This is a genomic window from Arcicella aurantiaca (assembly GCF_003148625.1).
GTDB lineage: Bacteria > Bacteroidota > Bacteroidia > Cytophagales > Spirosomataceae > Arcicella > Arcicella aurantiaca.
In genome coordinates this window covers 42316-66463 of sequence record NZ_QGGO01000026.1, presented here as the reverse complement: position 1 = coordinate 66463, position 24148 = coordinate 42316, and the positions used below count along the sequence as shown (strand labels likewise).

Sequence of the window (24148 nt, the reverse complement as noted above, 5' to 3'; positions counted from 1 at the left end):
CTTTAATAACAATCTGAAAGGATTTGGGCATGAGCTTGATAGTGACTTAGGGGCTGTCTGAGTTCATTTTCACAAATAGCTTTCAGTACCTCCATTACATCTCTTTGCATTGCTAATGACCCGCAAAGCATAATTACGCCACCATTTTTTAAGATATTGGCAAATTTGCTTGCATCTTTTTCTACTAAATTACCAACATACTGTTTTTCTATTTCTCTCGAAAATGCAAATGTTGAAGACGTAAGTTTATTTTGTTTTGAAAAATCGTCCAATTGTGGCTTATAGAGCATCATTGAGTTAGCATCTCTAAAGCCTGCATATAAATGACATTTTACATTTTTGCTACATTGACTAATCATCCCTAAAAATGGACCGATTCCCGTACCATTACAAATCATAACTACTTCTTTTGCTTTTTTGGGAAAATGAAAATGGCTATTATTGATAATCCGTACTTTAATATTTTCGCCAGTTTTTAATTCATGCAAATAACTTGAGCCTAATCCTTGGGGGTGTAATCTCACACTTAATTGGAGATTGTTTTTACCAACCATACCAATTGAGTACAACCTTTCACGATGGTCATTGGCAGGATAAATTGCTAATAAGTCTCCTGATTTTATACTGACCCATTTTTTGGCTTGAAAACGGATTAAAAAAGTATCGTTATGATGTCCTGAGGTATTTGATATAACTAATATTTTTTGAAATTTACTCGGTTGGCTTATTTGCGTTTTTCCCGAAATCGCAATTCCTGACTGAGCAGACCAAGCCTCTGTCCAACGTGAATATTCTTCGATAGATTTATCATTAACCGTATGAATATCTAACAAAGGTTTTGCCCAAGATTCATTACTCAACCAATCATGTAGTTCAAACGCATACTTACAGAAATCAGGATATGAATGTGAGCCAAAGCCTATAACAGAAATATTAATGTGTTGATTTTGAGGATGTTCTTTTAGTAATTTCTTGAAATTGTTGGCATTTGACGGAGCTTCTCCAATACCATAAGTAGAGCTAAAAACAATTAAATGTTCTGCCTCTGGATAGTTTTGATATTGATTTAATGAGTCAATAAAAGATTTTTTCCCTTGCTTTAACAATTGTTGATGAAAACCGTTGGCAAAGTCCCAAGTACCTCCATTTTCAGAGCCAACTAATATAATGTACTGACTTTCAATTGCTTTGAATTTGTTTTTTGTCTTTTTAGATACACGTTTATAAGTAATGACAAATCCAGAATAGATAAAAAACAAAATATTAATAGAAGCAATTGCCAAAATTAAAGCCCATAAAAGATTGGTTCTTCCTGTATGAAGTTCCAAACTAAGGGTTGTCATAATTTGGGAAAAAGGATACTTCTGTTCTGATAAAATCTCTCCTGTAATTTGATTAACGGCGAGTTCTCTATCGCTGAGTTTAAGCGTAAAATAATCTTCGGGGTCTTCAGAAAACGGAAATTCTATACTCTTTACTTCATCTAAAGTAATGCTTTGGAAAACCTTAAAATCGTGAAAAGCTATTTGTGGAGAAGCATTTATTTTATCTAAATCAACCTCTAAATTTACCTTCGGCGAAGCAAATATTTCAAAGCGAACCAAAGATAAATAACTACCCGTCAGAGCAATGATGAATATCGGAATTAGCATCCAGCGACTTAAAACGACATGATAATACTGTGCAAAATTTTCTTTGGGGATTTTTTTGAAAAAATTACGAATACCGCTTTGTCTTTGAATCAGTAAAAGTGTTCCCGAAATGGTAATTAGCCATAGCAAAAAGGCGGTAATTCCAACAAAAAAACGTCCTAATTCATGTAAAAATAAAGAACGATGCAAGGCTGTCATCCATTCAAAAAAAGGATTTTGAACTTGTGATTCACCTAAAAACTCCCCTGTTTTTGGATGAATGTATGCTGAGGGAATCTCTTTTGGAAAATCTGAACTTTTAGCGATGAGGGTCTTGAAATTATCAATTTCTATCTCACTGATAGAAGGATATTTTTTTTTCCAGATTGGAAGACTTTGAGCTAATGAAATTTGGTCGAGCGACTCAAGATTTGGGCGTTTGCTTTTTTCAACAACAGGTTCAAAAGCAAGAATAATCCCAGTAATAGTGGCTAAGATTAGAAAAAGAAAAGAAGATATAGCCAGTGTTAAGTGGCTATATCTCCAAATAGAAAGATTCATATTTTATATTAGTTTGGGCTAAATCTTACATAACGAATATAGCCTGTACCTTCATTTTTTGCGGATAAACTTTCGGTAGTCAAAGGAATTTCTAAATCTTTGACATTGTATGGTTTATCTTCAACGGCACTTTCAAATCTGATTTTGTAATTTGAATTAATTTTGGCATTCTCTATTTCAAGTACCACTACACTACGGTCGCCACCTGTAACGGATGCCCCCGTAATAGCACTAATATTGCTTGGTTTTTTTGAAAATGCTTTGTGCCATTCTTTGAGGTCGGCATACCATTTTTTATCAGAACCTAATACGTACAACGTTTTGTTATAGCCTCCTTTAGCATCAACCAACGACACAACAATGTATGCACCTTCGCCCATATAATTGGTCATCTGAATCATACATTTATACTTGGTCGTTCCTGTATTTTGTGCTTGCAAAGTTTTTGAAAACCCCACCAACACCAATATGATAAGGATTAATGATTTTGTTAATTTTAGCATTTTACTATTTTAAGAAATTGATAGATACATTTGATTTTGTGAGTGTTTCATTCTCTGAAGCTAAGTCGAAAGCTGTTTCTTTGAAATTTGTCACAACATTTTTTTCAGCACCAATTGACAATAAATATTTCAGAATGGTGTCATCTTTTGCAATCATAGCGGCTTTATGTAAAGCGGTTATTCCCTCCGTATTTTTGGCATTAATGTCTATTCCAAGTGGTTGAAGGCGTTTTAATAAACCAATATCACTTTTCATAATTGCTAAATGATATAAGGTATTTCCGTTTTTTTGTGGAGTGGTTGCCGCTAAACCTTTTTCTTGAAGCATTTTTAATTTGTTCTCAAAATCTTCAGGCTTTGAAGCATTGGGCCCTTGTCTTCCTTCTGCTCCTGCATACGACTGAATAAGGTAAGCCAGTACGTTATCACCGTCTTTGTTTGTCATTTTTACATCAGCACCTTTATCCAATAAAAACTTAACAACTTCTGGCGAATTTCCCTTTAAAGCTAAAGCAAGAGGCGTTTCTGATTTTTGATTACGTTGGTTAATATCTTTTACCTTGGCAGCAAGTAATTCTAAAATCGTTAAATCTCTATTTGAAGCTGAGGCGTTCATAAAAACGGTATTTCCTTCGCTATCAGCTTGATTTACATCAACTCCCTTTGATAAAAAGTGTTCAATTATATCTTTCTGATTTGGTTTACGAACGATAAAATGAAGGACATTTTCTCCACTTTTAGAAGTAACAGTAGGTTTAATGTTCAAACTTTCAAGGTATTCAAAAACCTCAATAGTATTGGCTGGACCTCTTCTCCCTTGAGCCGCCATGATAAGAGCATTATCAGAAACGGCTATTCCTTTCTGAATAAGTGCCTTTAACGTATTAATATTTCCCCCTCTGGCGGCATAGCTAAAAATCGTATTTCCATTTTTATCAACCGATTTTATATCGAGTCCTTTTGATACAAAATAATTTGTTAAAGCAAGGTCTTTATCACTGGTAACGGCTAATAAAAGCACATTTGCTCCATCACGATTGACATCGTTTTTAAGATTTGCACCACCTTTTACACATAATTCAACCCCTTGAATCGTTAATTGTCCACCCATCGCAGCAAAACAAAGTGGCGTAGTTTCATTTACGTCTTGCACATTGGCTTTTGCTCCTTTGTTTATCAGTTCTTCCATGATTTCTACATTACCCTTAAAGGCTGCCCAGTGCAAATAGGTGCGTCCTTCATGGGTCAGTCTATTAACATCTGTTCCTGATTGCGACAAAAGAAATTTTATCGTTTCATTGGATGCACCAGAATTGATAGCTATTGCAATGGCATCCATCATCATTCTGTTTAATTCCAACGGATTATTTCCTTTTAAAACTTCTGCTTTTACTACCTCAACGTTAGGTTGGTTTTTCCAGAAAGACTGGTCTAAAAGAGTATTTTTTTGTGCCTTTACAGTAAAGCTAAACAAAGCGAATACTGCAATAAAAATTCTTTTCATACTGTATTTTATTTAATGGAATGTTATGAATGGTAGCCTTTGCATTTTGAGTTTCTTCTAAGCAATGTGTTTATAACGCTTACCACCGATAAATCATAAAACGATTAATTATTATGTTTATTTAGAATAAATATAAATAATAGTGCAAATATAGGGCTTAAAATGATTGACGAACAAATTATTAAGCCTATTTTCCAATATTTAAGTAGGCTTGGGAGGATATGTTGGGATTTAGTATTATCATGAGATTGATTATCAATGGCTTATGGGATTTTCAAGGGCAGCGATGTTTGATTTTTCAGTAATAACGTCATTACCTGACTTAATAGCATGAAAAAAAGTACATATTGCCAATTTAACTATCAATTGGCAATATGTACTTTTTGAAAAAAGAAAGTGTTAAGATTCAATGCGTAGGAAGTCTATTTATAAAATAAACTACATCCTTTATTACAACTCACAAGTTTCATAATCTTTTCTGAAATATCGTACCAAAATATACCCAAAAGTAAGTAGTCCGATGATTCCGATAATGATTAAATCTATGGTAGCGTTGTAAAATATAGCGAGTGAAATTTGCATTAAAAATAATACGATTCCGAGTAATGTCTTTTTCATTTGTTACATGATTTTGGTTAAAAATTCTGATAATAAACCTGCTCCAATACCAAAAATAAAGGTAATCGCAATGATGATTAAGGGAACTTTGACCCCGCCTAATTTCTCTTTTGTCAATACCAGCGTGAATAAACCAAATGAGGGTGCAGTGAAAACCATTGCCGCAATTGCACCGTTTGAAAAACCTAAATTCAATAAAACTGTTCCTAATAAAATCTCAAATAACACAGGAATTGATAATAATGTGCCTATAAATGAGATAATTACCACAATAATAATTTGATTATATTCGGTGATATGATGCAATACTTCATTCGGAAAAATAACCCTAAAAATGGCAGTTAGTAACGTTCCTAACATCATTAAAGGAATCAATTTGTAGGCAATATTTCCAACGGCAATCAACCAATCTTCAAGGGCTTTGATGATAGTTTGTACCAATGATTTTTCTGGGAAATAACAAGAAATCAAATTGAATACTTTACTTTTTGCTTGAACGGTTTCATCTTGTTTTACCCATTTTGAAACAAATGGAACAACCACTAAAATCATCAAAGCACTAAATACAACCCTCGAAATAACAACGGCAGGATGAAACAAGCCGAACATCGTAACAATCCCAATGACGTTGAGCAATGCACCGCCCAAAATAACGCCTAAGGTTGCTTCTGCACTTCCACCTTGTGAGGTTAAACCAACTCCTGTAACGGCTGAACAATTGGCACACATATTTAAGGGCATTCCAAAAATACTGCCTAATGCAGCCCCTTTGATGCCTTTCATGGCTAATAATTCTTCTAACTTTTTCCAAGATAATAATAAGGATAAAGCTGCACCGCCAATAATTAAGGCAAAAGTCATTCCTGTGGCGTTAGCTTCCCAGAAATTTGCACAGCTTTTGGCTACTTTTATCACGAAATTAGTATCATGCTCAAGGTCAAAGCGTTCGTGAAAATTGAGTTCTCCGTGTTTGTGTGGCAATTTGCAAAGTCCTTCCGAACATTCTACCTTTCGCTCTTCTGCTTTGAAGCGACTTCCTGCCAAAAACAACACCAAAACGCTAATGAGCATGGTGAGTTTTATGATGTTTTCTTTATTCATTGTTTGTGGTTTTTACCGCAAAGACGGAAGGACGCTATGATTTTTTAAATAAACTTCATAGCGTCCTCCCGTCCTTGCAGTTATAAATTAGTTTCCTACCATCAATTTATTCGTTGAAATTTCACCGCTTGGGATAGGCCAAATATAATTGCTACTCGTTAATAAAACCAAAGGAGCTGTTCCGATTGAACCCGTTTTGGCTGGCAAGGTCTGCAATTTTCTTTGTAAATCAAAAAGTCTGAAACCTTCCCCTAACAATTCTATCCTTCTTTCTGTCAAAATCGTGCCAATCAAAGCATCTTTTGAACTTATATCAGCCTCTGGGAAAACATAACTTGGATTTGAACGATTTCTTACTGCCTTCAATAAAGCTGTTGCCGTTGTTAAATCATTATTATTGGCTGCGGCTTCGGCATAATTTAGCAATATTTCGGCATAACGAATTACGGGTACGTAGTCACGGAAAGGAGCTGTCGTAATGGCAAATTTGCGTAATACCTTTTGTTTGGCTGAATTGGTAGAAATCAAACTTGCCCGAGCATCAGCACTTGAATTTAAGGCTGGATTACTTGAAATGCCCGCTGTGGCAAGAAAAATAATAGGCTGACTCAAATAATTAAATGCTAAAGCACTTTGCGAAGGGGGCGTTTCGGTGGTTGTATTGGCAAAAGGAATTGAGAAAATAGCTTCTGAACCTGTGTAACTTCCTCCGAAAATAGTAGCAAAGTTTGCTTCTAATTTATGGGTCAAAGAACCCGCTGAATATTGATAAGGAGCAGTAGAAGAAACCAATTTTTGAGATTCTTTTACCACATTTTGGTAATCTCCTTGAATCAAATAAACCCTTGTTTTTAAGGCAATAGCGGTGCTTTTCTTCGCTCTCGAAGTATTTAATAAGGCTGTTGAATAAGCAGTCGGTAAACCTGTTTCGGCTTCGTTCAAATCCTTTAAAATTTGGGCATACACTTCGCCAACACTACTACGAGCCAAATCATTAAAACCTGAAGAAGTAATGGGCGTAAGTCGAAGGGGCAAACCTAAGGCATTTTTATCCAAATTATAAGGTTTTGAGTAGGTTTGAACCAAACTTAGATAACTCAACGCACGTACAAATTTGGCTTCGGCAGTATAAAGTTTTGCTACTGAATCACTCACGACGGTTGTTCCGTTGAGCTTACTAATCAAGATATTAGAGGCGTTAATTGCCGTGTAGCCTGCTCCCCAAACGTTATTTACAAAGTCATTGGTTGAAGCTACACTTTGTTGCCAAACTGCTGAACCTGTGGCAGCATTTCCGTCATTTTGTCCAAATTCGTCGGCACGTTGTTCGTTAAAAACAATGAAACGACCACCATAAAAACTGGCGTTTTGGAGCTGTCCGTACAGATTATTTACCTGAGCCAATAGTTTGGCAGGCGTACTATATGCTACGTCTTCGGCTACACTGGTTTTAGGTACAGTGTTTAGAAAATCGCTATTGCAAGCGGTTAATGCTAAAATACTGATGAATGCAAAAATGTATATTTTTTTCATTTTAATGTTTTACGTTTGAGAGAGATTGTTAAAATTTCTCAGAATTATATGATAGAAACGCTTAAATGACAATTTAATAAAAGGGTCTATTTCAAAAGAAGTTCAATACATCTTTATAAAGATTTGCTATCTTTGAATCATGGAAATAAATAAGCCTTTTTACCCCTATCAATTATCAGAAGATGCTTTACGTTTTGACTTTCATAGTGTAAGTAATACCAAAAGAATTCATAAAGTTGTACAGTACTCTCCTATTCCAGATAATGACTCTATTTTTCAATTATCTTTCGGTGATTTGAAAGACGATGATACACTTGATTTTTTAACAGTAAGTGATAATCAAGACATGAAAAAGATTCTAACTACGGTTATTCAAACTATCTTTAAATTTTTTGAATTGAAACCTGATAAAACAATTGTTTTTATCGGTAGTACAGAAACACGTACAAGGCTTTACAGAATAATCATCAATAAACTGATTGATGAAATGGAACTTTATTTTAATATCATTGGTATTAAAGAAGATGGAAATCAAGAGTCATTTATAAAAAATCAACAATATTTAGCATTTTTAATTTTCTTAAAAGATGAAAAATAAAGTAAGTCCTCCAAAAACAGACCCTTCAACTTATACCGTCAACTCTTCTTTAAAGAGCTTAGCAAATGACCCTTTTATTGTCTTACAACGTGAAAAACTTAGGGTTTTGTTGAATAAAAGTAAAGAGTTGAAGCTACAAAATAGTTAATTGTTAGGTAGCTTCAATTGCTATTATCTAAAATCCAACATTCAAGCCAACTGTAAATACCTGAGCATTAGGAGGTACGTTTTGGTCTTTGCCCGAATTAATGGAATTACCATTGATAGAAACCTCTGGGTCTGAACCTCTGTATTTTGTTAGCGTAAAAAGATTGCCTGCTTGCACATATACATGAGCCGATGAAATTTTATCTTTCAACAAGGTATTTTTTACTGGAATGTGATAGCCCAATGAAATATTCTTCAATTTCAAATACGAACCATCTTCTACTTTTGAGGTACTGGTGAAAGAAAAACCTGCCGAAACGTTGTCTCCGTAATATAATTTCTGAATTTCTGTGATTTGCCCCGGAGTCGTCCAGCGGTCTTTGATAAAGGTTGCGTTGTTAAAATAACGTTGGTCTGAATTGGTCGCTCTTGTTCCGTTATACAATTTATTGCCCCCAACAAAGGTTAAATTGATGTTCAAATCAAAATTTTTGTAACTGAATGAATTATTAAATCCTCCAAAAATAGTTGGTAATGAAGGTCCTTGTATCACGCCATCTTTGTAGTTATCAATAGCAGGAGCTGCTCCGCCTTCTACATACGTCCATTTCGGAGAACCTACATGGTTATATTGCACTTCTTTTCCTTCACTATTGATAAAAACCATTTGTCCATTCGCAGGATTTACACCCTTGCAAGGCACTGCAAAAATTGACCCTATCGAATAGCCTACTCTCGTCATATTTTGTACGCCAAAAACACTGGGAACAAATACATCACTTACCAAAGAAGTTACTTCGTTTTTGAGCGTCGAAATATTCAAGCCCATGTTCCATTTAAAATCTCCATAATTGGTAACAATGCCATTAATGCCCAATTCGATACCCTGATTGTATAAACTTCCGACATTGGCATTGATATAATTGTTCGGAATCCCTGCCGAAAGTGATTGTGGAGCTTTCAAAATTAAGCCATCTACTACGTTTCTGTAATAATCAAATTCAACGGTTAGGCGGTCATTGAACATCGAAAAATTAAGACCAAGGTCTAATTTTTTACTTGTTTCCCATTTCAAATTAGGGTTAGCCGTTTGCGAATAAGCTAACGTAGGCACACCTCCGTAAGTAGTTGAATTATACGTTCCAATGGCTGGATAATCGCCAATTTCGCTATTTCCCACAACCCCATAACTACCTCTGATTTTTAGATTTTGAACAAGATTTCCAAGGGGTGAGTTTTTGTAAAAACCTTCTTCCGAAATATTCCAAGCCACAGAAGCACCGCCAAAATCGCCAAATTTATTACCTGCTGCCAAAGCAGAAAGTCCATCTCTACGGAAATTCACACTTAAAAAATATTTCTTCTTAAAATCATAGCTCACGTTTGAAAAATATGACAACAAAGCATTTTCTGAGTATAAATTTCCAGCAGGAGCAATGTTGCTAAATCCACCTTGATAATTGGTATAAGAAGGGTCAGTAACATTAGTTTGAGATGCCCCCCAACCATCTGTAATGGTGTTGATTCGCTCTTGTCCTGCCAATAAACTAAGGTGATGTTGCTCGCCAAAAGTAGTTGTGTATGTTAAGGTATTTACCCAATCTGTTCTTAAAAACTTGGTAAAAGTATTGGTTGCTACGCCATTAGAAGCCGCTCCACCACCGTGTACAGGATTAAGGAATGATTTGTTGGTTACTTGTAAATTGTTGAGTCCGAAACTGGTTCTGAATAATAGATTTTTTAACAAATTAATTTCTCCGAAAATATTACCAATTAAGGTGTTGTTTTCAGAAGAACTCAAATCAAGACTCTGAACCATCGCTAAATTATAAGCGTTAATTGTTCCGACTGTGGCAGGAATATTTGCTCCATAACCTACGCTATTACCATTTTGAATACTGTATGAACCATTAGCATTATAAACAGGAACGTTAGGCGGTAACACATAGGTCATTCTTGCCAGAGGTTCATTGGTAATATAATTGGTATTGTAGGCAGACGAAGACATTGAATTACTGGCAACTGCTCCTGTATTTGGTCCAATGTTGTGGCTATTGCTATACATTACATTTGCTCCAATCTTTACCGCTTTATTCAATTGGTGACTAATATTCAGACGGGTCAAGTAGCGTTCAAAAGTGTTATTTTTGATAAAACTATTCTGATTAGTATAGCCCGTTGAAAAATAATAGCTGGTTGCTTCATTTGCTCCCGAAAGACTAATATTATGATTGTGCGATAAACCTGTACGGAAAGCCACATCATACCAATTAGTATTTACGGTGCTTCCATCTGCATTTTTCGACAAGAAAAAACCATCCGTTTTGCCTGCATTTCGCAAGGCTTCATTTTTGATAGCTACATATTCTTCAGCATTGAGCAATTCGGGCAAATTATAAGGCGTACTCATGCTAAACCACGTATCATAACTTACTTTTGGCTTGCCAATTCTTCCTTTTTTAGTGGTAATCACCATCACACCATTAGCAGCTCTTGAACCATAAATTGCCGCCGCCGAAGCATCTTTCAGTACATCAATTGATTGAATATCATTAGGATTAATGTCTGCTAAAGGATTATTGCCAATCAATCCACCGATAGAACCCACAAAAACAGTTACGCCATCAATCACCACCAACGGAAACAAGCCCGAAGTAATGGTATTAATACCCCTCACACGCATAACAGGGGTACTGTTCAGAATACTTGACGGCTGAATCATGTCGATACCCGTTGCTTGTCCACCCAATAATTGGTCGAAACTGGTAGCAGGGCGATTCTGTAATTGTTTGGGCGAAATCGTAGAAACTGCCCCCGAAAATTCCGTTTTTTTCTGAATCATGTAGCCACTTGAAACCATTACTTCGTCAAGTTGTTGCGTGGATTCATCGAGTTCAATACTTACAAAGCCTTCCGAAATAACGGAAATAGTTTTAGACGTATATCCAATAGAGCTAACAGTTAGAGAAACAGGGAGCTTTTGAGAAATTTTCATGCTAAAATTACCTTTCTCGTCAGTAATAGCACTTTGATTAGTCCCTTTTATGTGAATTGAAACACCGATTATTGATTTTTTGCTCTGATTATCAATTACTTTGCCGTCAATTTTGAGGTTTTGTCCATAACAATAGGACGCTATCAGAAGTTGAGAAATGACCCAAAATAACTTTTTGGTTTTAAAAAAGTATAATTTATTCATATTATAGTATTAATTGTTTTTGCTACCACGAAAGTACGGAGCAAAAAAGCATTTCCAAAATATTGGAATGTTATTCCTGTATTTTGGAAATTCAATAATAATGCCAAGAAAATATGCTTATACCAAGTTGAAAGTTATGAGGCTAAAAAATAATAGACTTTCGCAGGAAGTCTAATCTATAATTTGAGTTCTAAAGATAAAAATGCACTTCTGGCATCAGCAGGAATAATGCCCGGACCGGGGAAACCTAAAGCTCTTCTTGTAAAATAATGGTTATTGGTTAAATTATTTACGCTAAATCCCAAAGTCCATTTCTTATATTGGTAATTGCTTGATAAATCTACCAAGTAATAAGCAGGTATTTCGCCCACTAAGCCATCTGCTGTTTGGGGTGAATTGTAGGCGTCGGTAAATTGCTGACTGGTGCGGGCAAATTGTACGGTTGTTCTAAATGTTTTTCGCTGAAAAGTTAAGCCTGTTCTAATGATGGTTTTGGGAGCGTATTCTACTTGTTTTCCTACAATTAGGGTCTTTAAGAGTGGATTAATTGCTTCCGTATAAGTGGCATCGGTATAAGCAAAACTACCAAAAAGCGATACTTCATTTTTAGGATTTTGATGAGCCATTTTAGAGAAATTCAGCTCTCCAAATGTCTCGATTCCAATACTCCGAGAACGCCCCACATTGGTACGATACCTCACTACTTCAAGTCCATCGGCTGAGGCAATTCTGATGATTCCGATACGGTTGTTGTAGTCTAAATAATAGGCACTTAGGTCGTAATTTAACCAGTTTTTATAGTTTCCTCTAAAACCTAAATCTGCATTAAACCCTGTAACATCTTTCAAATTTGGGTCAACTTGAAAATTGGGTGTTCTGACTAAAATATCCGCATAATTCACTGGACTGTAATTTTGTGAAATATTGAAATAAATTTCTGATTGTGAAGTGATTGCATAATTTACGCCAATGCCCAAAAGAGGAAATTGACGAATGTTTTGTTGCTTGCCTACAAAGGTTTTATTGGTCACTTCATCATAACTATATCCGTCAGAATTAGAATTGATATATTCGTAACGAATCCCCGGTGTAATGCTGATTTTTTCGTTTAACCACCATACATTTTCCAGAAAAATAGCGGCATTGTAAGACGGAAAACGATAATCAAATTCGTCTAATTTTTGTGGATTTAGGAAATTAAAGTTAGCATCATTTCCTTTAAATCCTGTGCCTTGTTGGCGTTGCGTATTGCCTTGATAATAACGTAAACCCACCAAAAATGAAGCCTTTTTACTGAATAATGCGTAACGGTGTAATAAACGGGCTTCTGTTCCAAAATTATTATAGTGGTCATACGTTAATTGACGACGTTGGGTTGAGTCGGTTCGGTCTTTGATGGGGTTGATAATATTACCAATAGACCCTCTTTCAGCAATTAAACCATACGCTCGAACATTGAACTTTGTGCGTTCATCTATCTGATAATCAAGGGTAATGACGGGCATATTCCATTTGGCTTGAAACCAATTTCGATTGCGGTAACTTGCCTGTGGATTTTCATTAAATTGTGTGTCGGTTAGTCCACCAGGTTGTTGCATCAAATAGGACATAGAAGTTAATTCTGCTCCAATTTTCAATTTTTCACTCAATTGATATGCCAAAGAAATATAACCTGTATTGACGTTAAAATTGGTGTTTTGTCGCCAGCCGTCACCTTGTTTATGCGTGAAAAAGGCGTAATAATTTAACTTGCCAATTTGCCCCCCAACGGAATTAAAGGAGTTGAAAAGCCCGTAAGTTCCGCCTGTTTGTCGGCTTACAAATTCAATTTTTTTATCAGGGTTTCCTTTCTTAAACTGAAAATTGAGTAAACCACCAAATTGCGTTCCGTATTGTAAAGAAGCCGCTCCACGCACAATTTCTATGCGGTCGATTGCTTCTGTTGGAGGGGTATAATAGCTTTCTGGATAGCCAATTGGGTCGGCAGAAATGTCGTAACCATTTTGGCGAGTATTAAATTCCGTTGTTCGGTTGGGGTTCAAACCACGAGTAGCAATGCCCAATTGAATCCCTGCGGCATCATTTTCTATGATATTTACCCCCGGTACTTTGGCATAAATTTGTCGGGCGTTGTTGGTAGCTAAATTGGCATTTATTCCCCCCAAAACTACCACTTCATTTTTCTTACCTGCATAGATTGCCATGTTTTCAACATCATTCAATCTTCGCAAGCCATTTTGGTCGTTTCGTTTGCCTGCTACACTTACTTCATTTAAGGCTTTGCTATCGGTTTCTAAACTGATATTGAGTGTTAAAACTTGACCTTTTGTAAGTATAAATTTTTGTTTATCAGTAATATAGCCAACAGATGAAACGATTAATGTGTATTTTCCAGCAGGATGTTGAAGCGTATATTTTCCATCTACACTGGCAATAGTTCCTTTTCCTGATTCGTTTATGCGAACACTGACGAAAGGAATAATTTGCCCTGTTTTATCGGTAATATTACCCGTGATGGTAGCTGTTTGAGCATAGGAATTAGCAGTGAAAATTACTAAAAAAATGCTTAATAAAACAATCGGTTTTTTGTAGTTTTTCATGTAAATTATTTCAATTCATTCACCCAAGTTTTAGGTTGAAATCCTTCTTTTTCTTTAACTAAATCTATATTTGGATTGATTAATAACTGACTTCCTCGACCATTCAGCGAAGCATAGCACTCTACTCTTATCTCTGTGTCGCCAATGCCATTTTCAAGATAATATTGATGCAAATAATGGGCAAATTGAAGAATCATATCGGGTTGAAAACTCATTTGTCGGGCTTGAATTTTCGTTAAAAAGTCATTAGGATTTACGCTAAATTCTTCGCCTGTTTTCTTGATTTTTATATGATATTCAAGACTTGCATTTTTTTCCATCAACATAATATTCCATGAAAAACGGAAACCTTGTTCATGCCATAATACATTTCCTCCGTAAAAATACGACCTGAATGGGATTAGGCATTGTATGAGGATGAATAGTCCTAAAAAATATAATAATTTGATACTTATAGGATTAAAAAAACGACCTACGTTAAAATTAGTTTGGCAATTTTTACCCGAAGAAGTTTTGGATAACTTCCCGAAACACCTCCGTTGTGGGTTCAACTTTCGGGAAGTTGAACCGCTCAATACTCTCAAAACCCTTTCATGCAAGTCAGCAGGAAAAAATATCAAAGCCGTAAAAATCATCATCCAAGGGAACATTCCGATATAAAAAAGGTAATGTGTCAGTAAATGGAAGATTACGACAACGATATAAATAGGCAAGCGAGTTTTGCGAAAACTGAGCAGAAAAGGAGCGGATAAATCAAACATCATCGCAAGCCAACTGAGGGTAAAAGCCACCCATTTTTCAGTCAATAAATGCCCAACAATGGGTAAATGTTCGTTAGCAGAAAGCCAAATTCTGAGTGGTTGAGCTGTGAATAGCCAATCATATCTAAGTTTAGCGACTCCACCAAAAAAATATACCATTCCCACTTGAACACGTAATGCCCAGAGCATCCAGCTTTGAGTGTATGTATTTGATAATAAGAATGATAACTTATTTTTAAAGAGATTGTCCAACGAATAAACATGATTCATTGGCAAGAAACACATCAAAAAAGCCAGTAAGCTAACTTGGTAATAATGATTGAGATAGACGCTTTTATCTAATAATTCGACGTAGGTAAACAGGAGAAAAAACGCAACAATAGCAAAGCGATAAAAAAGCCCCAACGTAATGAGAATACTAAGGAAAACTAAGCCATAAAATACCCACTCAATATAAGGTTCGGGTAAAGGATGAATCCAGCCGAAGCCGTAAAAAGTAAAGAAAAATTGCGGTTTAACGTAAAAATCTGTTATCCAGCCTTTCAAGATAAACCGCAATTCTGCCACGAACATTAACAAACCAAAAGTAATTCGGAAGAAAGCAAGAGAACTACCAATATTGGCAAAAGCTGACATCCGAAAACCCAAAGCCGAAAGCCATTTAATCTCCGTCATTATCACTAAATGTTAGTAAAACGCCCAAATTATTAATCATATCTACCTCCAACATTACTTGTAAACGTTTAATTTCATCGTAAGCGGCTTGCACTTCTGTTTTGTTTTCGACAACAGCAATTGGCAGTGTTTTGGGAATGGCATTCAATTTTGTATAAACTAATGAAAATTGGTTTTTTATCTTTTTAGAAAGTAATTCATCACCTGATTTTGCCTCTAATTTATCTAATAAATCATCTAAGCCAATGCCCTCTGTACCTGTTGGCGTTCTCCCTAAGAATGCGTTTTCAATTCCTTTTAATTCATTGATTATTAACAAGATAGATGATTCGCTAACGACAGATTCCGCTAAGTCTGGTTGTGGTACGCCACCATTTCTATTACCTTTGGGAGCTCCCATTCGTTCATCTCTGACGGTATAAATCAGGTCAATTAATTTGTTTGATAATATGCCTAACGATGAATTAATATCTCTACTATCTGCACTAATAAAGGTGCTTACATAGCCATTTTTCCAGTCATCAAGAATGATTTTTGCTTGATTTTTTAGATTTACAGACAATGCTTTCAGATATGAAGTACGTTTTGCTCCTGCAATTCCTGTAAAACCTCCTATAATATTCGCATTGACTTTGGCTTTATCAAAAATCAAATACTCAATGGCATGAATACCTTTTACGGTTGCCCCTTTGGTTTCGATATAAGCATTGTCGATGGTTATGCCATCTGTGATAGTTTTCTCTAAAAGCGTAACATTGAGGTATGAGCCTTTTGACGAAAAGTCAATATTCGACAGTAAAAATTTATCTTCAATAGGCCCTTGTTTAAACACCGCAGCCTGTTTCCAAGCCTTTGCCATTTCTATCCATGCTAATTGAACAGCCACCAATTTTTGTTCATTTTTCAAATCAGCAGTATAGGCGGCAATGGCTATATCTAATAGGTCTGATTTTTGATAAAATGTGTCAAAAGAAGGAATAATGACATTATTCCCGAGATTGGTCAGCATTGACTTACGGTCAAAACTTTGAAAGGCATCAACGGGGTCATTTGTTTTGGAACACGCCCAAATCGCAATTATAACTGTAATTAAGATTACTATTTTTTTCATTTCACCGATTTTTTACAAATTTAATTCATTGTCAGTATTACGATTGCTGTTATTTATACAATCTGCTTTTTTACATTTACTATAAAAAGTTAGCGAATGATACATTATTTCACAATCAAAAACCTCATTTACCATATTTTGAATGACTTGCAAACGGGGGTCACAAAACTCTCGAATCTGCTTACAATCCAGACAAAATAAATGGTCGTGTTGTTTTCGTCCATACGCTTTTTCATAGCGGGCAGCAACTCCCTTATCAAATTGATGTTTTAGCACTAATCCACATTCTTCCAGCATTTCTAAGGTATTATAAACAGTACCACGACTAACAGGATAGTTTTTATCGTGCATCGCAAAATATAGTTCATCAGCCCCAAAATGGTCATTTCTACCATATATTTCTTCTAAAATGGCAAATCGTTCATTTGTTTTTCTGTACCCCTTTTGCTCAAGAAATACGGACAAATGTTGTTTAATAACTTTTAATATCTCCTGTGCCATTTTACAAAGAATCTATAAATTTCAAGACTTTAACTCTTTCGTCTTTTGATAATTTCATGTAACTATTTTTTGAATTTGCCCCCTCGCCACCGTGCCACAAAATCGCCTCTTCTACATTTCTGGCTCGTCCATCATGAAGCATATAGGTATGTTTATTCACTGTTTTTTGTAAACCAATTCCCCAAAGTGGTGCTGTTCTCCATTCTAAACCAGTGGCTTCAAAGTCAGGGCGATTATCCGCCAAGTCCACGCCCATATCATGAAGCAATAAGTCAGAATAAGGTCTTATGATTTGTTTGGCTAAATATTTTGGAGAGTCATATTCTGAGGTTTCCATTTTGGTGAGATGACAACCCGAGCAATTCGCTTTTATAAATAATTGTTTACCCATTAAAACATCTGAATCCGTCCATTTTCTACGAGCAGGAACGGCTAATGATTTGATGTAAAATACAACATTTTGTAAAGTTGTTTCGTCGATTTCGGGCGTTCCTCCATTCGGCAAATTTCCATATTTTTGTTTTTGAAAAGCCGTTAATCCCTCATTGGGAAATAAATTAGAAGTAATGCCAATATCTCCATTGAACGCCCCTGCGGTTTGTTGTTCTACATTGGGTTGATTGGCTTTCCAACCTAATTTGCCAATGCTTTTTTTCTGATTTTTTTCATCCCAAACGTAGTTGGCTCTTCCCGAAATTCCATCTCCATTAGCGTCGTTTATATCAACATTAGCCAAAATTGTTTTCTCCGAAACAGCATCTAACAAACCCATACCAATCATAGAAGGGGCAATTCTTGGCGAAATCATGGTGCCATTCATTGCTCCATAATTCAAATTGGTGAATTTATAGGTGGGTTTTCGTAAGCTGTAAGTTGTTCCATCTGGATATTTTCCTGCAATTTCCTCATAAGTTACCGATACCTCTCCTTCTGCATCTACATTTGGAATATTTCTTGGATTAAATTGTCCGCCATAATTGGGGTCATCTTTTGGTTCTCCATGTATGCCTTGTCCTTGAATTGAAAGGCGAAAAAGCATGGCTTGACTTATTCCAATACCGTCACTTTGAAAAGGGTTTCCTTTTCCATCTAAGGCATGGCAACCTGCACAGGATGAAGCATTTAATAAAGGGCCTAAGCCATCACGAGCAGCCGTAGATGAAGGAGCAATAACCCAATTATTACGATTAAATGAGTTTCCTATCACAAATTTATCTGTTTCATCAGACGAAAGATTTACCAAAGCATTACCAAAAGCATTAAAGGTTTCATCAAAAACCGTCCCTTCTCGTCCACCCGAAAACTCTTCATCGGTTTCTTGTAGCGTTTCGAGGTCTGTATTTTCCTTACAAGCGTACACCGTTAACAATAGACATGAACCTAAAAAAAAGGTCAAAAATTTATTCATAATCACATTTTATTTTGAAGAATAAAACTCAAATAGGGTAACGATATTTCGTTACCCTATCATAAAACAGACCCAATTTTTAATTAGTTTTTCTCAGGTACATTTAAGTTAATTCCTAATTCTTTGGCAACTAAAACCAACTGGTCACTTTGTTCTCTAAGTGATTTTATAGCTGCTTGCACCGTTGTTTTTGAGTTTAAAATAGCTTGGTCAAATGGCTTAGGAATAGCGTTAATGTTGGTTGTGGCAGCATCTAACTTAGCAATCATTGCGGTATTTTGTGTAGCATTTTTTGCTTTTACCAAATCATCAAATCCTGCTCCATCAATCGTTGTTCCGTCTGTTTTTTTGTAACGACCTAAGTAAACGTTGTAAATTCCTAATTCGTCATAAATAAAGTCATTATGAGTATTGTCAGAAAAACAAGAATGTTCATCTTCTTGGTCGCCAGAAGCCAAAACAACCGTCATTCTTTCTCCCGAAAGTTCACCTTTTGTTAATTTCCCTAATCCTAAAAGTATGCTTGTCAGTGCAGTAGTTTCATTGCCTACTTTTGTAAATTGAGCATAATAAGTACCTGTTTTACTGTCCCATTGTGTCGCTACTGCCTGTAACGATTCAATCAAAGCATTGGTAACAACTTGTAAATAAGTAGCTCTACGAGTTGCATTTTTAGCGGTAGTATAGTCTGTGAAGGTTCTTTGCCCTGCTGAAGTAGCATAAAAATCTTGTCCCCACAATAAAAATTCAATAGCATGATAACCTACACGTACATCGGTTTCACCTTCAGAGCCATTGGCATTAAAAATAATGTCTTTGGTAATGGTTGGATACGTTTTCAAGTCATTAATCATTCCTGAATTTGCATCGCCATCTACGTAATCAATATAAGCTTCATCTAAAGGCCAAGAGTTGATTAAACCCTCCAAACCAGCAGGTTCAGCATCAATAGGGCCATCATAAAAACGATACGCTTCTGTTTGTAAATAAGCAGGACGAGCATCAATCCATGCTTTTTGACAAGCAGCCAGACCCGTTGCCGACGGAGCTTTTACAAAAGCATCAACCGCCGTTTTTAAGGCTTGTACACCCGTAATAGCATCTGCATACGAAGCCGATACAATTGTGGCATAATTTAAAACGACATCTCTTTGAGTTGTTGCAGGCGTAGCATCATCAGTTTTACAAGCCGTAAATAATGATGCACAGGTTAGAGCTGTATAGAAAATCTTTTTCATTTTTAGCAAATTTTAGTTATAACCTCCCAAATGAGGTATTGTATTAGTTTAAAGTTTCTCTACAAATTTAGACTAATTCTAAATAATGAACAAATTTTATTTAGACTTATTTTAAATAACTTTTTGCATTTCAAATCAGACTTAGTACATTTGTATCGTAGTAGTTTAAAATTCAGTCAGAAAGGAAAAGTCTAAACCGCTTCATCATTAAGTAACCGAATAAATTGTATTATTAGATGAAATTAGTTGAAAAACATTTAGCAGAATTGTACCAAAACCAGAAAGGTATTACTTGGCAATGTGATATTACTAACCGAATTTACATGAAATTTGGAGAGACTTTAACGGCATTTAAAGTACATGACTTTTTGAGCTTTCGTAGAAAAGTAAATAAGGTTGATATTCATGAAATGATTTTTAATCTTTCGGACGATTATGATTTTGAATTAATTGAAGCCCCTCAAAATGGTTTTTCTTCTCAATTAACCCTCTGTGAAATTGTGCAGCTTCGAGACTTATTAGACGGCACAAAATTCTCACTTGATGTTACTTCTATGCTTTATGAAGTATTAGGAGAAGGTGCATTTGCATAATTCCCTTTTTAGAATCAGTTCAAATTTCGTAGATTTCCTGTCGAAGGTGTACGTTTTTGGTAGTTTCATTGTAGTATTGTAAAAATATTAATAATCAATACTGGCTATGAAAGACTTGGTTCGCCTCCGTACTTCGCTCAAAGAAGAAATTGAAATTGCCTTGAATGCACAGGCAAAAATGGAAGCTGAGGCTTCTCAAAAATATTTAGCAATGGCTTCGTGGTTAGACCGTAATGGTTACGAAAAATCAGCGGAGTATCTGTACAAGCAAGCCGAAGAAGAAAGAGAGCATTTCTTGAAAATTTTTAAGTATCTCAATGAAGTTGGTGGTACAGCTATTACACCAACTATTGGTGAAGTTCAGCAAGAATATAGCATTTTCAAAGAGATTTTTGAAGTGGCTTTACAAAGTGAAATTGCGGTAACAATTGCCATAAATAAAATTGTGACGAAATGCCGTGAGGTTCAAGATTACGCTACTGAAGAGTTTTTGATGTGGTTTGTGAAAGAGCAAAGAGAAGAAGAGAAAAACGCTCGCCGTGCCTTAGAATTAATAGAATTGATTGATGAATCAGGTTCGGGTAAATTTGTTTTGGATAAAGAAATTGCAAAAATTGGACAAGCAGAGTAACAATGATTGATAAAACGAAAAGCCTTCTCAGTTTGACTGGGAAGGCTTTTTTGTGATTAATCAAGTATCATTTCTTTAAAAATATTTTCTGCTTGCCATATAGAAACATCTGTAAACCATTGATTTTTAGGTTGAAAACACATGACTGGAGCGTGCTTACAACGGTCTGTACATTCAATTTTTACGATTTCAACGGTATTTTTTAATCCATGCGTTTTGATGGATTCTTTAAATATTTTACGGATTTCTTTATGCTTACCGCATTTGCTTCCATCGCAAATAAAGATGGATTTTTCGGGAAAATTTGGCTGGCTCATCGTTTTTTTTGGTAAAGATAAGCCATGCAATAAACAAACCTAAAACGAATAACTAAATTTATCTTTTCCAATTACACAGCTTCCATCTTTGAGCGTACAGGTTTGGTATTTTATTTTCCCTTCAATGACTGCTTTTAACTTTTTGATTTTAACTTTTTGCGTAAATTTAGCAGTGCCTATGAAATACGAAACATTGCCTTTCCAATAGTCATCAAAATGCTTTTGAGGTTTGATAGCCTGTAATTTTCCTACTAATTCAAAAGCGTCATTTTGAGTAAAACTGGCTTCTATTGGAATTGGACCGGGGTTTAAACTATTGTCAGTTGCGTATAATTTCCACTCTTTTTCAATGGTTGCTGTAAAAATCAGCGTTAAAGTTTCCCCTATTTTGGGAGTAGTTTTATTGCTTGTAAAGGTAAATTTTGCGGGTTTCATTATTTGAGAGTACCCAGCGTGTATATAGATAAAATGGAATATTAAAACGAGGATAATGGTATTCTTTTTCATAATTGAAGATTAATAATAGTTAAAAAACAGTCACCGAAAAGATGACTGTTTCAGCACTAATAAATGGATTCTAAATTGTTTATTAATGCGTTTGATTTGCCAAAAAACGTTCTGCGTCAAGAGCTGCCATACAACCAGAGCCAGCCGCAGTTATGGCTTGTCGATATTCTTTGTCTTGTGCATCGCCACAAGCAAATACACCTGCTACATTAGTTTTGCTCGACCCTTTGATTACCTCAATATAGCCTGTGGAATCTAATGCCAGATATTCCTTGAAAATACTTGTGTTGGGTTGGTGTCCAATGGCTACAAAGAAGCCCGAAACGGATATTTCGGATTCTTTTTGACTAATCGTATTGATTAGTTTTACGCCCTCTACCTCTTCTTTTCCTAATATTTCTACGGTTTCGGAGTTCCATAGAATTTCGATATTAGCAGTATTTTTAACTCTTTTTTGCATAATTTCAGAAGCCCTCAATTCATCTCTACGAACAATAAGGTACACCTTTTTGCATAGATTAGCCAAGTAGCAAGCTTCTTCTGCTGCTGTATCTCCGCCACCCACAATGGCAACCGTTTGTCCACGAAAGAAAAAGCCATCGCATACAGCACAAGCTGATACTCCACGTCCATTGAGTCTTTGTTCTGACTCAAGCCCTAACCATTTGGCAGATGCACCAGTGGCTATAATTACTGTTTTAGCCTTTAATTGTTGGGTGCCGTCAATGGTTACTAAATGAGGAGAACTACTAAAATCAACTGATGTGACCATGCCATAACGAAGGTCTGTTCCGAAACGTTCTGCCTGTGATTTTAGTTGTTCCATCATTTCTGGACCAGTTATTCCATTGGGATACCCCGGAAAGTTTTCGACTTCGGTAGTGATTGTTAATTGTCCTCCGGGTTGCGAACCTTGATATAAAATTGGATTTAGTCCTGCTCGTGAAGCATAAATAGCAGCAGTGTACCCCGCAGGGCCTGAGCCAATAATTAGGACATTAGTAGTTTCTTTTTCCATCGAAAATATATGTTGTGTTTATGAACTTCGTCCTATTGCCTATTTTCTTAAATCTATCAATGACACTATTCAGAGTCATTGATAGGCTTCTTGCGAATGTGTATTAAGCCGTAAAACAACATCTTTTCGGCTACCAATAACGAGAATATTTTTCAAGGGTAGCTTTGTTTTGCTTTCAAAATTCTCTCTATTTTCACTCGAAAATATACCATTTTATCTTCGCAAGAAGTCTAATTAAAAAACTGTCACGGCATTGCTGTGACAGTTTGATTAATCTCGGGTAATATTACTCTCTATCCAAATCAACCTTTAATACAACGCCCCCATCTCCAACGAAATAGCCTATACGTTCGGTTGGGAATGAAATATCATATAAAATTTCAGAACGCTGAGATTTACTTAACTCGTCTGACCATGTTTTTCCACCATCTTTAGACCTAAATATTTGTCCTAAATGTCCTGCTGTCCATAACTCATTGCCATCGGTAGATGAATGTACGCCGTAGAGATAAAAAACGGAGTAATATCTATTGGTCAAGTCCGTAAAGTTGCCATGAATATCTATTTTATAGACAAAAGCCTTATCTGCGTTAGGTGTATTGCCTTCACCACCACCAACAATGTATCCGTATAGACTATTGATAAATTTAATTTTATAAAAAGCTCTACTTCCCGGAGTGGTTAATTTTTCCCAAGTTTCACCCCCATTTTGTGTTTTGAGTAATACGCCATTAGGGCCAACAATCATTGCAGTTGTGCTACTGATAATGGTAATATCTCTTAAATTTGAAGTTACACCAGAAATCTGTTGTGTCCATGTATTTCCCCCATCATTAGTTTTATAAATTAGTCCAGTATTACCAATGACATAGCCTATGTTTTCATCAAAAAAGCGAATTGCTGTAAATGTTTTGACGGTTGCATCAAAATTTTTATTTACCCATGTTACTCCTCCATTTTGAGTTTTCAGCAAGGCTGTTTTTCTTGCGGCAACGGTTGTTGAAGTTGCTGTTCGTGCATTGTATGTGCCTAATATCCAACCATTTTGACTATTTTGGAAATAAATTCTATTATAAACAATGGTCGTGTCAATAATACTTTTTGCCGTATCCATTGGTATGGGAAAGGTTTTTGTCCAAGACTGTCCTCCATTAGCAGTTCTGTACAATCCACCTGTTGTTCCAACGGTTAGCCCGTTGGAAGCATCAAAAAAGTGAACTGAACGTAAATTTTCAGTTGTGCCACTATGTTGAAGGTTAATATAGATATTACTTTCGGCTTCTCCAGCTTCCACTTCTACTTCTTTACAAGCAGAAAAAATTAGCGAAAAAAGGGCTAAAATCACTCCCTTTTTCCATACTTGATGATTATTTTTCATTATCATTTAGTGATA

Annotated in this window: 21 protein-coding genes; 4 read left to right on the top strand and 17 right to left on the bottom strand. The window is 35.8% G+C overall.

Going from position 1 to position 24148, the window contains the following annotated elements:
* Positions 1-2: 2 nt before the first annotated feature.
* The 6 genes from LV89_RS19335 to LV89_RS19315 all read right to left on the bottom strand — a co-directional run bounded on the left by LV89_RS19335 (position 3) and on the right by LV89_RS19315 (position 7451).
* Positions 3-2192 (bottom strand): PepSY domain-containing protein, encoded by a 2190-nt coding sequence (locus LV89_RS19335; protein ID WP_109744572.1) that lies wholly within the window; start codon positions 2190-2192, stop codon positions 3-5.
* Positions 2193-2200: 8 nt separating this feature from the next.
* Complete coding sequence (locus LV89_RS19330) at positions 2201-2695, bottom strand: DUF2271 domain-containing protein (protein ID WP_109744571.1); 495 nt, start codon at positions 2693-2695, stop codon at positions 2201-2203.
* Positions 2696-2699: 4 nt separating this feature from the next.
* Complete coding sequence (locus LV89_RS19325) at positions 2700-4199, bottom strand: ankyrin repeat domain-containing protein (RefSeq protein ID WP_109744570.1); 1500 nt, start codon at positions 4197-4199, stop codon at positions 2700-2702.
* 450 nt (positions 4200-4649) lie between these two features.
* A complete protein-coding gene (locus LV89_RS25305) occupies positions 4650-4817 on the bottom strand; it encodes a hypothetical protein (RefSeq protein WP_158279637.1) in 168 nt (55 codons plus the stop codon).
* 3 nt (positions 4818-4820) lie between these two features.
* Complete coding sequence (locus tag LV89_RS19320; protein ID WP_109744569.1) at positions 4821-5918, bottom strand: permease; 1098 nt, start codon at positions 5916-5918, stop codon at positions 4821-4823.
* 87 nt (positions 5919-6005) lie between these two features.
* Positions 6006-7451 carry a RagB/SusD family nutrient uptake outer membrane protein gene (locus LV89_RS19315; protein ID WP_109744568.1) on the bottom strand — a complete coding sequence of 482 codons (1446 nt, stop codon included), beginning with the start codon at positions 7449-7451 and terminating at the stop codon, positions 6006-6008.
* Between the two features lie 139 nt (positions 7452-7590).
* On the opposite strand from LV89_RS19315, the gene LV89_RS19310 reads away from it, so the two are divergent.
* Together LV89_RS19310 and LV89_RS25300 are read left to right on the top strand one after the other, a co-directional pair.
* On the top strand, positions 7591-8049 hold the full coding sequence (locus tag LV89_RS19310) for a DUF6934 family protein (RefSeq protein WP_109744567.1): 459 nt from the start codon (positions 7591-7593) through the stop codon (positions 8047-8049).
* Positions 8039-8197 carry a hypothetical protein gene (locus tag LV89_RS25300; protein ID WP_158279636.1) on the top strand — a complete coding sequence of 53 codons (159 nt, stop codon included), beginning with the start codon at positions 8039-8041 and terminating at the stop codon, positions 8195-8197. The genes LV89_RS19310 and LV89_RS25300 overlap by 11 nt, the downstream gene beginning before the upstream one ends.
* A gap of 27 nt (positions 8198-8224) precedes the next feature.
* Here LV89_RS25300 and LV89_RS19305 read toward each other — a convergent pair whose 3' ends face one another.
* The 7 genes from LV89_RS19305 to LV89_RS19275 form a co-directional block, all read right to left on the bottom strand.
* The gene (locus LV89_RS19305; protein WP_109744566.1) at positions 8225-11395 is read right to left on the bottom strand and encodes a SusC/RagA family TonB-linked outer membrane protein; all 3171 of its coding nucleotides are present in this window, start codon (positions 11393-11395) and stop codon (positions 8225-8227) included.
* A 176-nt stretch (positions 11396-11571) separates the two neighbouring features.
* Positions 11572-13995 (bottom strand): TonB-dependent receptor, encoded by a 2424-nt coding sequence (locus LV89_RS19300; protein WP_109744565.1) that lies wholly within the window; start codon positions 13993-13995, stop codon positions 11572-11574.
* A gap of 5 nt (positions 13996-14000) precedes the next feature.
* Positions 14001-15431: an HTTM domain-containing protein gene (locus tag LV89_RS19295; protein ID WP_109744564.1), complete on the bottom strand. Its 1431-nt coding sequence runs from the start codon at positions 15429-15431 to the stop codon at positions 14001-14003.
* Complete coding sequence (locus LV89_RS19290) at positions 15418-16542, bottom strand: imelysin family protein (RefSeq protein ID WP_109744563.1); 1125 nt, start codon at positions 16540-16542, stop codon at positions 15418-15420. The genes LV89_RS19295 and LV89_RS19290 overlap by 14 nt, the downstream gene beginning before the upstream one ends.
* Before the next feature lie 12 nt (positions 16543-16554).
* Complete coding sequence (locus LV89_RS19285; protein ID WP_109744562.1) at positions 16555-17043, bottom strand: Fur family transcriptional regulator; 489 nt, start codon at positions 17041-17043, stop codon at positions 16555-16557.
* Between the two features lies 1 nt (position 17044).
* A complete protein-coding gene (locus tag LV89_RS19280) occupies positions 17045-18451 on the bottom strand; it encodes a di-heme oxidoreductase family protein (protein WP_109744561.1) in 1407 nt (468 codons plus the stop codon).
* Between the two features lie 83 nt (positions 18452-18534).
* A complete protein-coding gene (locus tag LV89_RS19275; RefSeq protein ID WP_109744560.1) occupies positions 18535-19689 on the bottom strand; it encodes an imelysin family protein in 1155 nt (384 codons plus the stop codon).
* Between the two features lie 236 nt (positions 19690-19925).
* On the opposite strand from LV89_RS19275, the gene LV89_RS19270 reads away from it, so the two are divergent.
* Together LV89_RS19270 and LV89_RS19265 are read left to right on the top strand one after the other, a co-directional pair.
* Positions 19926-20282: a hypothetical protein gene (locus tag LV89_RS19270; protein ID WP_109744559.1), complete on the top strand. Its 357-nt coding sequence runs from the start codon at positions 19926-19928 to the stop codon at positions 20280-20282.
* Between the two features lie 106 nt (positions 20283-20388).
* On the top strand, positions 20389-20913 hold the full coding sequence (locus LV89_RS19265; RefSeq protein ID WP_109744558.1) for a ferritin: 525 nt from the start codon (positions 20389-20391) through the stop codon (positions 20911-20913).
* 56 nt (positions 20914-20969) lie between these two features.
* Here LV89_RS19265 and LV89_RS19260 read toward each other — a convergent pair whose 3' ends face one another.
* From LV89_RS19260 to LV89_RS19245, 4 genes are all read right to left on the bottom strand, one after another.
* Positions 20970-21230, bottom strand: a complete 261-nt coding sequence (locus LV89_RS19260; RefSeq protein WP_109744557.1) for a (2Fe-2S) ferredoxin domain-containing protein — start codon at positions 21228-21230, stop codon at positions 20970-20972.
* Between the two features lie 39 nt (positions 21231-21269).
* Positions 21270-21665 (bottom strand): protein-disulfide reductase DsbD domain-containing protein, encoded by a 396-nt coding sequence (locus tag LV89_RS19255; protein WP_158279635.1) that lies wholly within the window; start codon positions 21663-21665, stop codon positions 21270-21272.
* Between the two features lie 154 nt (positions 21666-21819).
* Positions 21820-22755: a thioredoxin-disulfide reductase gene (gene trxB / locus LV89_RS19250; protein WP_109744555.1), complete on the bottom strand. Its 936-nt coding sequence runs from the start codon at positions 22753-22755 to the stop codon at positions 21820-21822.
* 286 nt (positions 22756-23041) lie between these two features.
* Positions 23042-24133 carry a YCF48-related protein gene (locus tag LV89_RS19245; protein ID WP_158279634.1) on the bottom strand — a complete coding sequence of 364 codons (1092 nt, stop codon included), beginning with the start codon at positions 24131-24133 and terminating at the stop codon, positions 23042-23044.
* Positions 24134-24148: the final 15 nt, after the last annotated feature.